A 13,699-nucleotide genomic window follows, 5' to 3' on the forward strand; every position below is an offset into this window, starting at 1 on the left:
TTTAAACAAAATTATAATTAGTAAACAAAATTTTTGAGTATTAGAAAAATAGTACTTAAATTTGCTGACGTTTACGACGAGGAAAAATTTGACCTGATTGCAACCTCTATAAAAAAATGCTAAAACAGTATTCTTTTTGGGCAATTTTATTCTTATTTTTCTTCAAATTTTTTTAATCTAAAAAACAAAGAATAATATGTCTTATTTATTTACATCTGAATCTGTTTCAGAAGGACATCCGGATAAAATCGCCGATCAGATTTCCGACGCATTAATCGACCACTTTTTAGCATACGATAAAAGTTCTAAAGTTGCCTGTGAGACTCTTGTGACTACAGGGCAGGTAGTATTGGCAGGAGAAGTAAAATCTGATGCTTACCTTGATGTTCAGACAATTGCCAGAGAAGTAATCAATGGAATTGGATATACAAAAGGGGAATATATGTTCAATGGAGATTCTTGTGGAGTAATCTCCGCCATCCATGAGCAGTCTCCCGATATCAATCAGGGTGTGGACAGAGCGGTAACAGATGAATCTTTTGAAGCCAAAGCCAACGCACAGGGAGCAGGTGACCAGGGGATGATGTTCGGTTATGCAACTAATGAAACGGCTAATTACATGCCTCTTGCTTTAGATTTAGCCCATACAATCCTTAAAGAACTTTCCAATATCAGAAGGGAAAATAAAGAAATCCCTTATCTTCGTCCGGATGCAAAAAGCCAGGTAACTATTGAATATTCTGATGATCACAAACCAATCAGGATTGATTCTATTGTCGTTTCTACGCAGCATGATGATTTCGGAACTGAAGAAGAAATGCTGAATAAGATCCGTGAAGATATCAAGAATATCTTAGTGCCTAGAGTGGTGGCACAGCAGACTGAAGAAATCAAAGCTTTATTCAATGATCAGATCAAATACCATATCAACCCGACAGGTAAATTCGTAATCGGAGGACCTCACGGAGATACCGGTCTTACAGGTAGAAAAATCATTGTTGATACTTATGGAGGAAAAGGAGCTCACGGTGGTGGTGCTTTCTCAGGAAAAGATCCTTCAAAAGTAGACAGAAGTGCGGCCTATGCAACAAGACATATTGCTAAAAACTTAGTGGCTGCAGGTATTGCTGACGAAGTTTTGGTACAGGTTTCTTATGCCATCGGTGTAGCAGAACCTTGTGGATTATATATTAATACTTATGGAACGGCAAAAGTAGATCTTCATGACGGTGAAATTGCTAAAAAAGTTTCAGGGATCTTTGATTTGAGACCTTATGCTATTGAGCAGAATCTAAAATTAAGAAATCCTATCTATTTGGAAACGGCTTCTTATGGTCACATGGGTAAAGATCATTATGTAGCTGATAAAACGTTCAATAAAGGACACAAAAATGAACTTACGCTGAAAGATCTTGAGTTTTTCACGTGGGAAAAATTAGACAAAGTAGAGGAAATTAAAGCCGCTTTCGGAATTTAATTTTTTCTTTACCATAATAAATGACTGCTTTATCTTCTGATAAGGCAGTTTTTTTTAATTTTACACTTTAATTAATTGAAAGATGATGAATTTTCGAACTGCAGTTGCTGTACTCTCCCTGTTTTTTCTAAGCACATTAGTAAAAGCCCAATATACCATGCATAAAATGATCAGTGTGGGATATACCTACCAGAATCAGAGTTTTGGGGAATTAGGGGGGAAATTGCTTTTTCTGAAAAATGATGATGTCATTTACAGATTGGGGGGGTCTGCCTTAATGGGAGTTGCAGACTCCAAGTTTGCCATTATGCCAAAACTGCAGGCTGATGTACTGCTTAATTTTCAAAAAAATGTAGACTTCTATCATTCTTATTATTTTTTAATGGGCGCAGAGGGAACAAATAAATATATTGCTCCCAAAATTGGTGTTACCTTATTTGGGATGCTGGACCTTACCGGAGGGTATGCTTTTCCTATCGGAGATACCCGTTTAAACGGAAAAGAAATGAAAGGTCTAAATATTAATTTTACATTAAATATCCCAACTGTATTTATTCATGACATGTTTAAGTAACTTTTTTTAAATTTTTCTTGTGAAAAATTAATAATAAGTTAACAGTTATTAAAAAATGATTATATTTACATCATAATATAATTGTGCCGCCTATTGAAGAGACTCTACTCTAAAAAACTGTTTTGTATATACAGCAAAAGCCAGATGAAATATCTGGAGGAAGCCTTGTCTACAAATATTTATATTGAGAAGAGTTATGAAATCAAATTCGGATAGTTTACTAATTTCATTGTACCAAAAAGGAGATGAGGAAGCGTTATCGGCTCTCATTCATCGCCATCAGAGAGAACTGTTTACATTCATTTTTTACAAAATTAATGATGAAGATTTAGCCAACGATATTTTTCAGGATACATTCATGAAAATTATTGTCATGCTGAAAGAAGGACGCTATAACGAAGAAGGGAAATTTATTCTTTGGGCAAAAAGAATCTCTCACAACTTAATCATAGATCATTTCAGATCTAAAGCAAAAAATATCAAAGTTTCAGAAACTACTTTTGAAACTGATGAATATTCTATTTTTGATTTAATACGTGAACCCTCGGAAAATATTGAAGATCAGCTTGTAACCAATCAGATCCAAGAAGATTTGTTGAGAATGCTGCAATTCCTTCCTCCCAACCAACAGGAAGTGATCAAACTGAGGTTTTTTGACGGACTAAGCTTTAAAGAAATTGCAGATCATACTGATATGAGCATTAATACGACCTTAGGAAGGGTAAGATATGCATTGATTAACCTGAGAAAAATCATGGACGAAAATAATATAATCTTAACCAGATAGATAATATTTTGTAAAAATTCACGTTTTAAGGAAAACATACTTCGCCTATGAAAAAAAATGATTCCTTAAAAGTGAAAACTTTGAAACCTAAAAAGCAAACCATTGATCTTTTACTCAATTTTTCTAAAAGCCTTGAGGTGGTGAAAAGCACGAGTAAAAATTATACGATCTTAAAAAATTAAAATCACTAACTTTGTGCTGTATGAAAATGCAGCACGTTTTTTTTGATCTGGACAATACGCTCTGGGATCACCGCAGAAATGCCTACCTTACCATCAAAGATCTTTTTGAAGACCAGAAGATTAACCCGAAGTATAATATTGACTTTGAGGAGTTTCACTCTGTTTACCATGATATTAATGAAGACCTTTGGGAAAAAATCAGAGATGGAATTATAGGCAAAGAATATTTAAGAGAACATCGTTTCTATGATACATTCAAATATTTTGGAGTAGAAAACAAAGAACTTTCCAATTATTTTGAAGAAAATTTCCTGGATAATATTGTTGGATATAATGAATTGGTAGATGGAGCTGAAGACATCCTCGTCTATCTGAAGGCAAAGAATTATAAGCTGCATATTATTTCTAATGGTTTTCAGGATGTAACAGAGAGGAAATGTACTTTATCGGGGATCGCTCCTTTTTTTGAAACGATTACCAGTGCAGATTCTATAGGGGTAAGAAAGCCTGATCCTAAGATTTTTGAATACTCCCTGGGGCTTTCGGAAGCTAAAAAAGAGGAAAGTATCCTGATTGGTGACGACTGGATTGCTGATGCCATGGGAGCAAAAAATTTCGGAATGGATTCTATTTTCTTTGATGTTTATAAAGAAGATAAGAAAGAAGCCGGATTAAAAGCTATTACCCACCTTCAGCAAATTAAAGAGTATTTATAAAGATTACCGGACTCTAAAGTCTACAACAAGCATATATAAACCATTAAGAAATCATTTCTTAATGGTTTTTTTATCTCCATTTTTTTTCTGTATTCCATTTTTCCCAATTCTTTCCTAAATTGATTTGGACCTTTGCTTCATAATAATAACGAAAAACTTAATGTTATGAAAAATGTAAAGAAAATCACAGGAGTATTTATTTTAATCTTCATGTTGGCGGGAGGCTTCATTTCTGCACAGGATAGAGCGATTCAGGCCAACCAGTTACCTAAAGCGGCAAAAACCTTTCTTGCTGTCCATTTTAAAGGGATACCTGTAAGTTCGGCCATTGAAGACAGGGAGATCTACGGAGTGGATGATTACAAGGTATACCTGAACAATGGAATGAAAATGGAATTTGACAGTAATGGAAACTGGAAAGAAGTAGATGGTAAGCACCAGAAGCTGCCTTACGGATTTATTCCTTTATCTATCAGGAACTATACAACCCGTAATTTCCCGAATACGTCCATCGTTAAGGTAGAAAAAAAGAGATGGTCTTATAAAGCGGAGCTTTCCAATGGACTGGAGCTGGAATTTGATAAAAACGGGAATTTTAAAAGAATTGATGACTAATTTGCCATTATAAATAACACCAAAATTTAAAAATATGATCAATTGGAATATCATAAGAAATACCGGAAGAGAGGTTTCTTCCAACAAGATTAGGAAGAGTATTGTATCTTTTATAACAAGGCACCATCCGTGCAGTGTGGTGAGTTCTATTGAAAAAAAATATGATGCCTATAAAATTCACCTGATGAGTGGGATCTGCCTTTTTTTTGATGCAGACGGGCGTTTTATAAAAATGAGCTAGTTGGTAAGATTCAGGAGGCTGGAAGAAAAATTTTGGGGAACCCCGAATGAAGTTTCTCTCCGGCTTCCCTCCTTATAATTTCATATATTTGATATAAGTTTTAACTGTTCAGCAGAGCGTAAACCATAGCAGAATGAAGATTTTAATAGTAGAAGATGAACCGGCTTTAAGAGATACCGTTCAGAAATTTCTGGAAGCAGAGCATTTTATTGTAGAATACGCAGATACCTACAGTTCTGGCCTTGAAAAGGTTATTTCCTACGAATATGACTGTATTTTACTGGATATTATGCTGCCGGACGGAAGTGGGATAGATCTGCTGAGAGAAATTAAAAAAATGCATAAAAAAGATCCTGTCATTATCCTTTCGGCTAAAGATTCTGTAGATGATAAGGTAACAGGTCTGGAGATAGGGGCAGATGATTATCTTGCCAAACCTTTTCATCTGGCTGAGCTGATGGCGAGGGTGAAATCTGTGATCAGAAGAAATAACCAGGATGGCGAAAATAGTATTACCTATAAGAACATAAGTATTGATCCCGACCTTAGAAAGGTTATGGTAGGAAAGGAAGAACTTGTACTGAACCGTAAAGAATATGACCTCCTGTATTATTTTGTCATTCATCCGGAAAAAACCTTACAGAAAACTACATTAGCCGAAGCGATCTGGGGAGATTATATAGATCAGGCAGATAGTCTTGATTTTATATATTCGCAAATTAAAAACCTTCGTAAAAAACTGAAAACCGTCAATGCTGAAGCTGATTTTCAGGCAGTATATGGGATCGGCTATAAATTTATCTGATGCAAGTTTCATTAAAATATTATACCATAAAATACCTTATTATGATCCTTCTGCTGATTATTGCAGTTTGGGCCGGGTTATTTTATGCCTATATCCTGGATGAAGTTCATGATAATGTGGATGATGGGCTTAGGGACAGAAAAATACAGATTATTAAAGCAGTATACCTGAATCCTCAGTTATTGAAGAATAATGATTTTGGATTTAATGAATTCAAAATTAATCCTATTACTGCCGGAGAATATAAAAATAAAAGCCGGCTCTATAATAAGATGTATTATATGGAGTATGACGATAAAGACCAACCCTATCGTGTACTTGAAGCAGATTTTATCGATCAGTATAAGATGAACCAGAGGCTTGTTATAAGAACTTCTACAGTAGAAGAGGATGAGTTGATCTATGACCTCACAACAGCCTTAATTGTCCTCTATATTGTTTTGGTCATAAGTATAGTGGCTGTCAATGGATATCTGCTGAATAAAGCCATGCGTCCATTCTATTTAATTTTAGATAAACTTAAAAAATACCAGTTTGGGATTCCTGCTGATCCGCAGAATGAGGAATATATAATTAAAGAGTTTGAAGAGCTGAATGTTGAAATTAATGAAATGATTGACCGCAATGAGCTTGTTTTCTATCAGCAGAAGCAGTTTATTGAAAATGCTTCCCATGAACTTCAGACCCCGCTTGCCATTGTTATCAATAAAATAGATCTGCTGATTCAGAATGATGATCTTGATGAAAAGAATCTGAATTTTCTTACCGGGGTAAAGAATGATCTGCGAAGAATGGTAGGCCTAAATAAATCTTTATTAATGCTTTCCAAAATTGAGAACAGCCAGTTTAACAAAACATCAGGAGTAGATTTTAATGCTTTGATCAGTAAGTTGGTTCAAAATTATGAAGATTTTATAGCGTTTAAAAAAATAGATGTCAATATCATAGAAAAAGGAAGTTTTGAAGCTGATTTCAATCGCGACCTTGCGGATATTCTGCTTTCTAATCTTCTTAAGAACGCCATTAAATATAATAATGAAGAAGGCACATTGAATATTATGATTGAGGATGACAGGATTACATTTCAAAACAGTGGAGCAACCGTGGGATTAGATCCATCCAGGATTTTTGACCGTTTCTATAAACAGAGTTCCGATCATACTTCTACCGGGCTGGGGCTGTCAATCATTAAAACCATCATCAAACAGTATCCCGACTGGGAAATTACCTATAAGTTTGAAGATAGAATGCATTACTTTATACTTGTAAAGAATGGTACTTAAGGATAGAATACTCACCGTGATAAAAGAAAGAAGCCCTTCGAAAATGAAGGGCTTCCATATGTTTTGAAAGTCAGAATTAAAATCCTAAGCTTGCTCTTACTCTTTTAAGCGTTTCCAGCGCTACAGGTCTTGTTTTTTCTGCACCCTGCTGTAATTTTTCTTCCAGTTCATCCAGGTTATTCATATAATAAGTGAATGTTTCTCTTTCTTGGGCAAAACGAACTAAGATAAGATCTAACAATTCTTTTTTAGCATGTCCGTATCCGAAATTTCCGGCCAGGTACTTAGCTCTTAATTCCTCAGTTTGTTCAGGAGTAGCAATAAGCTCATAGATCTGGAATGTTTTATCCGTTTCAGGATCCTTAGGTTCTTCCAACGATTTAGAATCCGATTCAATACTCATCACCTGTTTTTTCAGTTCCTTTTCAGGGAGAAAAACATTGATAATGTTTCCCATAGATTTAGACATTTTACGGCCATCAGTTCCAGGAACATATTTTGTGTCTTCCTGAAGCTCAGATTGAGGTAAAACAAAAACTTCACCCATCTGGCTATTAAATCTTGAAGCTACATCTCTGGTAATCTCCAAATGCTGAAGCTGATCCTTCCCTACAGGAACAATCTCTGCATCGTATAATAAGATATCTGCAGCCATCAGAATAGGATAGGTAAATAATCCTGCGTTCACATCCTGGAGGCGGTCCGCCTTATCTTTAAATGAATGGGCCAGTGTTAATCTTTGATAAGGAAAAAAACATGATAAATGCCAAGATAATTCACAGGTTTCAGCGATATCACTTTGTCTGTAGAAGAATGTTTTTTCAGTATCTAATCCACAAGCAAGCCAAGCCGCAGCAATCTCGTAGGTATTTTGTCTTAACGTCTGCGCATCTTTAATCTGGGTAAGTGTATGAAGATTCGCGATAAATAAAAATGATTCATTTCCTTCCTGCTTAGAAAGTTCAATAGCAGGAATAATTGCCCCAAGCAGGTTTCCAAGATGGGGGGTTCCGGTGGCTTGAATGCCGGTAAGAATTCTTGACATTTGTTTACAATATTTTAAAATTAATGAATTGCAAATTTACAAGGTTTGGTGGGATAATGGGTAAAAAAGATTAAAAGAATCAAGAATCAAGAATCAATCAAGAACCAAGACTTATTATTAAAATTCAATAGGAGCGGACTTTAGCCCGCTTTCATAATAAACCTACCAAATCTGGCTTTAGCCGAAACTTAAATCTAGCCTATAATCTCTAGCCCTATAAAAATTTGAAAACCTTTACGGGATTATAATCTTCTCTCCTCCAAATTTCGGTTCTACTCCGAAAATCAAATCCCAATATACTTTAGCTTTAGCAAGATACTCCCGCATATTGGTTTTTAAACCTGCATATTTGTTTACATCTGCAGCATTGTATCCAAATGCTTCCATTCCATTTTTTCTGGCCAGGAAAACAGCTCTTTCATTATGAAATTTTTGGGAAATAATAACCAGCTTTGTCTGTCCGAAGATCTCTTTTGCCCTTACTACAGAATCTAAAGTTCTGAATCCGGCGTGATCCATAATGATCTTATCCTGTGGAATTCCTTGCTGCATTAAAGTAAGCAGCATATCTTCCGGTTCATTATAATCTTTGGTGCTGTTGTCTCCACTTACGATGATGTACTGTATTTTTCCGCTTTTATAAAGATCTGTGGCTGCTTTGATTCTATTGTAGAAATAGGCGTTTGGCATTCCATTGCTTAGTGTTTTGCCGGTTCCCAAAAGCAAAGCTGTTTTTGCCTGGGGAACATCCTTTGTGCTATAAAATAGAAATGCTTCATTTTCTTTTTTTATACTATAATTTGCCCAGGCAATAAAAATAATTCCTGCCACAAAAAGAAGCAGGAAAATTTTAAAAATATTTTTGATTATTTTTTGCATCCGAAATATATCTTTTTAAAACTCAAGTCCATTCGGGAAAGCTTTCTTTCTGAAGATTAACAGCAACGCAGCTCCTACAGTAATAGCAGAATCGGCAACATTGAAAATATACTTGAAGAATTCAATATGTTTTCCGCCAATCAAAGGGATATTTTCAGGAACATACCAATCTACCAGCGGGAAGTGAAGCATATCAACCACACAGCCTTTCATAAAGGTAGAATACCCCTGGCCAAAAGGAACAAACTTAGAAATGCCGCCATATCCTATCCATCGGTCAATGCTTTGATCATAAATCGTTCCGCTGTCGAAGATCATTCCGTAAAACATACCATCAATAATATTTCCGATAGCTCCGGCAAATATAATAGACATAGGAATCAAAAGATAGTTTGAGGCCCCTTCTTTCAGCCATTTTTTAAACATATATACCATTCCTCCAATTAGGAAAAGTCTTAGGATAACCAAAAAGTATTTTCCGATGATCCCTCCAAAATGAAACCCATAGGCCATCCCGGGATTTTCCACAAAGGTCAGTTTAAATCCGGGAAGAACAGTCACGCTGTCGTCCAGATTAAAATGGGTTTTAATATAAATTTTAGAAGCCTGGTCAATTAACAATACCAAAAATGTGATAGCTACTATCTTTTTCATTACAGTCCTTTAGGTTTTGGCGGTTTTGAAGCTGTTTTTGCATTTTTATTATCGCTCGCTTTCTTAATCACTTTCTGTCCATTAAATGAACTTTTCACATGAGCCTTTTCAAATTTAATGTTCATTTCTTTCAAAACGCCTTTCAGAGCACTAAGCTCCATTGCATTTTTTGGGTGTACGATGATAGATTCCATTTCTTATATTTAAATGTTACATTTTGGACAATTCGTCAAGTCTTTTTCTTTCTTTTGCAGAAAGATCATTAATTCCGTTTTTGCCCATCTTACTCAAAAGCCTGTCGACTTCTTTTTCCCTTTCACGCTTATCAGAATTAAACTGATCATCTATCGTATAGTTTCTATGTTTATCAGGAAAGATCCTTTTTTTGATCCATTCTCTATTAAAAAACAATAAAACTCCTACGACGATAATTACTAAAATTAATAATTCGTTCATGGGTATACATTAAAAATTAGGTTTATAAAGTATCCGTGAATACGATATAAACCCAATATTATTTTACAAACCTTACGGTTATTTTTGCATGTTTTTCGCTTCGATGCTCAAGGTAGCATGGGGAACGGCCAATAGCCTTTCCTTAGGAATAAGCTTCCCTGTTACTCTACAAACACCATACGTTTTATTTTCGATTCTGATTAAAGCATTTTTAAGATCACGCACGAATTTTTCCTGTCTTCCTGCCAAAATAGAGTTCTGCTCTTTGCTCAATGTTTCAGCGCCTTCTTCAAAAGCTTTGAAGGTAGGTGAAGTGTCATCTGTTCCATTATTCTGGTCATTGATGAAACTCTCTCTGATCAGCTGAAGATCTTTTTCTGCTTTTTCTATTTTTTCTTTTATGATTGCCTTAAATTCCTGTAAATCAGCATCGCTGTATCTTACTCTTTCGTCTGACATATTCTTTCTCTTTTTTAATAAAATTATGAAATGGATTTTGAAATACAATAACTACATGTTAATTTTTTTCAATATTTATCTTAAAACTAACCTCATCTATTTCGATTTCGTTAAAATTTGAAAGTGAAGATACAATTTCTATTTTATTTGACAAGACTTCAGAAGAAATATATTCCTCATTTTTCTTAACATTTTCAATGAAAGGAGAATTCTCCTCAATGAAGATATTAATTCTGTCTGTCAGATCAAAATTCTTATCTTTTCGCAGGTTCTGAATTCTATTAATGAACTCTCTTGCGATCCCTTCAGATTTTAACTCATCAGTTAATGTCAAATCTAATGCCACAGTTGTTTTTCCATCAGAAGTTACCGTCCATCCCGGGATATCTTTTGTTGAGATTTCCACATCATCTAAAGTGATCTCATATCCCTGAATATCAAGTTTTCCTTCTCTCTCCAGATCCGAAATCTTTTCTGTACCAAGAGCACCGATCTCAGCCCCAACCACCTTCATGTCTTTTCCTAATTTAGGACCTAATGCTTTGAAGTTGGGTTTGATCTGTTTTACAATTAAATGAGATGCTTCTTCAGCATTGATTAACTGTAATTCTTTCACATTTACTTCCTGCTTGATCAGATCGGCAACAGCCAAAATCTGTTCCTCTGTTTTAGAGTCCAATACAGGAATTAATACTTTTTGTAATGGCTGGCGTACTTTTACGTTCTCTTTCTTTCTTAAAGAGAAAACCATACTGGTAATATTCTGAGCCAAATGGGTTTTTTCAACCAAATCCTGGTCTATTAAACTTTCATCAGCAACCGGGAAGTCCGTTAAATGCACAGACTCACAGTTTTCTTTACCTGTTACTTTATTCAGGTCCTGATACAGCTGATCCATAAAGAATGGAGCAATAGGTGCAGATAATTTGGTTACCACTTCGAGGCAGGTATATAAAGTCTGGTATGCAGAGATTTTATCATCAGAATATTCCCCCTTCCAGAAACGTCTTCTGCATAACCTTACGTACCAGTTGCTTAAATTATCATTCACAAATGTGCTGATCGCTCTTGCTACTCTGGTAGGTTCATAATCTTCATAGAATGCTTTCACTTCTTTGATCAGAAGGTTCAGCTCAGAAAGGATCCATCTGTCTATTTCAGGACGGCTTTCCACTTCTTTCTCTGAATAGTTGAATTCGTCAACATTCGCATAGAGTGCAAAGAATGAATACGTATTGTACAGGGTTCCAAAGAACTTTCTTCTTACCTCATCAATTCCTTCAATGTCAAACTTCAGGTTTTCCCAGGGATTGGCATTGGAGATCATATACCAACGGGTAGCATCAGGTCCATATACAGAAAGTGTTTCAAACGGATCCACTGCATTTCCTAAACGTTTTGACATCTTCTGCCCGTTTTTATCCAGAACAAGACCATTACTCATCACGTTTTTATAGGCTACAGAATCAAAAACAGCTGTTCCGATAGCATGAAGGGTATAGAACCATCCACGGGTCTGATCAACACCTTCAGCAATAAAGTCTGCAGGGAAAGCTTTATGGCTGTCTATTAATTCTTTATTTTCAAAAGGATAATGCAGCTGCGCATATGGCATCGAACCAGAATCAAACCAAACGTCGATCAGGTCACTTTCACGCTTCATGGCTCTTCCCGAATCAGAAACCAACACTACTTTGTCAACCACGTTTTTATGAAGATCTACCAGTTCATAGTTTGATTCAGACATATTTCCAATAACAAAACCTTTGAACGGGTTTTCAGTCATGAATCCTGCCTCAATAGACTTTTCGATTTCGTTGTAAAGCTCTTCTACAGAACCTATTATTTTTTCTTCTTTCAGATCCTCCGTTCTCCAGATCGGTAATGGAATACCCCAATACCGTGAACGGGAAAGGTTCCAGTCATTTACATTTTCAAGCCAGTTGGCAAAACGTCCTTCTCCGGTAGCTTTTGGCTTCCAGTTGATCTCTTTGTTCAGGTTTACCAATCTGTCTTTTACAGCGGTCATTTTTACAAACCATGAATCTAACGGATAGTATAATACCGGTTTGTCTGTTCTCCAGCAATGAGGATAAGAGTGGACATATTTCTCTACTTTGAAGGCTTTGTTTTCTGTTTTCAACAAGATTGCAAGCTCTACATCCCAGGATTTTTCAGGTGCAGTCCCTTCATCGTAATATTCGTTTTTGATATACTTTCCGGCATATACTTCAGGAACATTTTCTCCTTTGATGAATCTTCCCTGTAAATCTACCAACGGTACAAGGTTGTCATTTTCATCCTTTACCAACATCGGTGGAATTTCAGGCTGAGCCATCTTAGCAACCCTCGCATCATCAGCACCAAAAGTAGGTGCCGTGTGAACAATACCTGTACCATCTTCTGTTGTTACAAAATCTCCCAGGATTACTCTGAAAGCGTTTTCAGGGCTGTCATTGGGTGTAAACCAAGGAACTAATTGCTCATACCTTGTCCCAACAAGCTGTTCTCCCGTAAATTCTTTTAAAACTTTAAAAGGAATGACTTTGTTTTCCGAAGTATAGTTCGCGAAATCCTCATCCGTTCCTTCTGTATATTTTTTACCGAAAACCTTAGGTAATAAAACTCTTGATAAAACTACTGTTACAGGTTCAAAGGTATACTGATTGAAAGTTTTCACTACAACATATTCTATATCTCTGCCTACTGTAAGCGCTGTGTTGGATGGCAATGTCCATGGAGTAGTTGTCCATGCCAGGATATGCACATCTCCGTCAACATCACTGAATAAAGCAGACGAATCTTTCTTTACTTTAAACTGAGCTACGATCGTGGTATCTGAAACATCACGGTACGTTCCCGGCTGGTTCAGCTCGTGTGAAGAAAGTCCTGTTCCTGCTTTTGGAGAGTAAGGCTGGATGGTATACCCTTTATACAACAAGCTTTTGTCATATAACTGTTTCAGTAACCACCAAACGGTTTCCATATATTTTGACTTGTACGTGATGTACGGATCCTCAAGATCTACCCAATATCCGATTTTCTCAGTAAGGTTATTCCACACATCGGTATAGCGCATTACCGCTTCACGACATGCTTTATTGTAGTCTTCAATAGAGATTTTTTTGCCAATATCTTCTTTCGTAATTCCTAATTCTTTTTCTACACCCAGTTCCACAGGAAGACCATGCGTATCCCAACCCGCTTTACGGAAAACCTGTTTCCCGTTTTGCGTTTGGTAACGGCAGAAAATATCTTTCAATGCTCTTGCCATTACGTGGTGAATTCCAGGCATACCGTTTGCTGAAGGCGGACCTTCATAAAAAACAAACTCAGGATTGCCCTGACGAATCTCAACACTTTTACTGAACGTATTATTCTGTTTCCAAAATTCCGCTACATTGTCGGCTATGTCAATAAGGTTGAGGTTTTTGTATTCTTTAAATTGGCTCATTGTAAATATCTCAATATCGTTGATTAATTAAGTCTGCAAATTTACTAAATTTTGTCGGTTTATAATATATGT

At 36.0% G+C, this 13,699-nt stretch carries 15 protein-coding genes; 8 read left to right on the top strand and 7 right to left on the bottom strand.

The window, feature by feature from the left end; all coding sequences use genetic code 11:
• Positions 1-196: 196 nt before the first annotated feature.
• The 8 genes from metK to MP478_RS14695 all read left to right on the top strand — a co-directional run bounded on the left by metK (position 197) and on the right by MP478_RS14695 (position 6,680).
• Positions 197-1,477 carry a methionine adenosyltransferase gene (gene metK, locus MP478_RS14660; RefSeq protein ID WP_047492368.1) on the top strand — a complete coding sequence of 427 codons (1,281 nt, stop codon included), beginning with the start codon at positions 197-199 and terminating at the stop codon, positions 1,475-1,477.
• 82 nt (positions 1,478-1,559) lie between these two features.
• On the top strand, positions 1,560-2,051 hold the full coding sequence (locus tag MP478_RS14665) for a hypothetical protein (protein WP_230032526.1): 492 nt from the start codon (positions 1,560-1,562) through the stop codon (positions 2,049-2,051).
• A 196-nt stretch (positions 2,052-2,247) separates the two neighbouring features.
• Entirely contained in the window at positions 2,248-2,838 is a 591-nt protein-coding gene (locus tag MP478_RS14670; protein WP_230032524.1) for an RNA polymerase sigma factor, read from the top strand.
• Between the two features lie 202 nt (positions 2,839-3,040).
• The gene (locus MP478_RS14675; RefSeq protein WP_257200851.1) at positions 3,041-3,736 is read left to right on the top strand and encodes a YjjG family noncanonical pyrimidine nucleotidase; all 696 of its coding nucleotides are present in this window, start codon (positions 3,041-3,043) and stop codon (positions 3,734-3,736) included.
• 165 nt (positions 3,737-3,901) lie between these two features.
• Positions 3,902-4,351 (top strand): PepSY-like domain-containing protein, encoded by a 450-nt coding sequence (locus tag MP478_RS14680; protein ID WP_230032522.1) that lies wholly within the window; start codon positions 3,902-3,904, stop codon positions 4,349-4,351.
• Between the two features lie 34 nt (positions 4,352-4,385).
• Positions 4,386-4,592: a hypothetical protein gene (locus tag MP478_RS14685; protein WP_257189706.1), complete on the top strand. Its 207-nt coding sequence runs from the start codon at positions 4,386-4,388 to the stop codon at positions 4,590-4,592.
• A gap of 133 nt (positions 4,593-4,725) precedes the next feature.
• Complete coding sequence (locus tag MP478_RS14690; RefSeq protein ID WP_230032519.1) at positions 4,726-5,397, top strand: response regulator transcription factor; 672 nt, start codon at positions 4,726-4,728, stop codon at positions 5,395-5,397.
• The gene (locus MP478_RS14695) at positions 5,397-6,680 is read left to right on the top strand and encodes a HAMP domain-containing sensor histidine kinase (RefSeq protein WP_257200852.1); all 1,284 of its coding nucleotides are present in this window, start codon (positions 5,397-5,399) and stop codon (positions 6,678-6,680) included. Before MP478_RS14690 ends, MP478_RS14695 begins: the two co-directional genes overlap by 1 nt.
• A gap of 76 nt (positions 6,681-6,756) precedes the next feature.
• On the opposite strand, the gene trpS is transcribed toward MP478_RS14695, so the two are convergent.
• The 7 genes from trpS to ileS form a co-directional block, all read right to left on the bottom strand.
• The gene (gene trpS / locus MP478_RS14700) at positions 6,757-7,725 is read right to left on the bottom strand and encodes a tryptophan--tRNA ligase (protein WP_257189708.1); all 969 of its coding nucleotides are present in this window, start codon (positions 7,723-7,725) and stop codon (positions 6,757-6,759) included.
• Positions 7,726-7,959: 234 nt separating this feature from the next.
• Positions 7,960-8,604, bottom strand: a complete 645-nt coding sequence (locus MP478_RS14705; RefSeq protein WP_257189709.1) for a vancomycin high temperature exclusion protein — start codon at positions 8,602-8,604, stop codon at positions 7,960-7,962.
• 15 nt (positions 8,605-8,619) lie between these two features.
• Complete coding sequence (locus MP478_RS14710) at positions 8,620-9,258, bottom strand: lipoprotein signal peptidase (protein WP_230032507.1); 639 nt, start codon at positions 9,256-9,258, stop codon at positions 8,620-8,622.
• On the bottom strand, positions 9,258-9,452 hold the full coding sequence (locus tag MP478_RS14715; RefSeq protein WP_047492401.1) for a DUF2683 family protein: 195 nt from the start codon (positions 9,450-9,452) through the stop codon (positions 9,258-9,260). Before MP478_RS14715 ends, MP478_RS14710 begins: the two co-directional genes overlap by 1 nt.
• A 16-nt stretch (positions 9,453-9,468) precedes the next feature.
• Entirely contained in the window at positions 9,469-9,714 is a 246-nt protein-coding gene (locus tag MP478_RS14720; RefSeq protein WP_257200853.1) for a DUF6576 domain-containing protein, read from the bottom strand.
• A 78-nt stretch (positions 9,715-9,792) separates the two neighbouring features.
• Positions 9,793-10,173 carry a TraR/DksA C4-type zinc finger protein gene (locus MP478_RS14725; RefSeq protein WP_002983772.1) on the bottom strand — a complete coding sequence of 127 codons (381 nt, stop codon included), beginning with the start codon at positions 10,171-10,173 and terminating at the stop codon, positions 9,793-9,795.
• A 58-nt stretch (positions 10,174-10,231) separates the two neighbouring features.
• On the bottom strand, positions 10,232-13,627 hold the full coding sequence (gene ileS / locus MP478_RS14730) for an isoleucine--tRNA ligase (protein WP_257200854.1): 3,396 nt from the start codon (positions 13,625-13,627) through the stop codon (positions 10,232-10,234).
• Between the last annotated feature and the right edge of the window lie 72 nt (positions 13,628-13,699).

Source organism: Chryseobacterium sp. WG14, assembly GCF_024586945.1.
Lineage (GTDB): Bacteria > Bacteroidota > Bacteroidia > Flavobacteriales > Weeksellaceae > Chryseobacterium.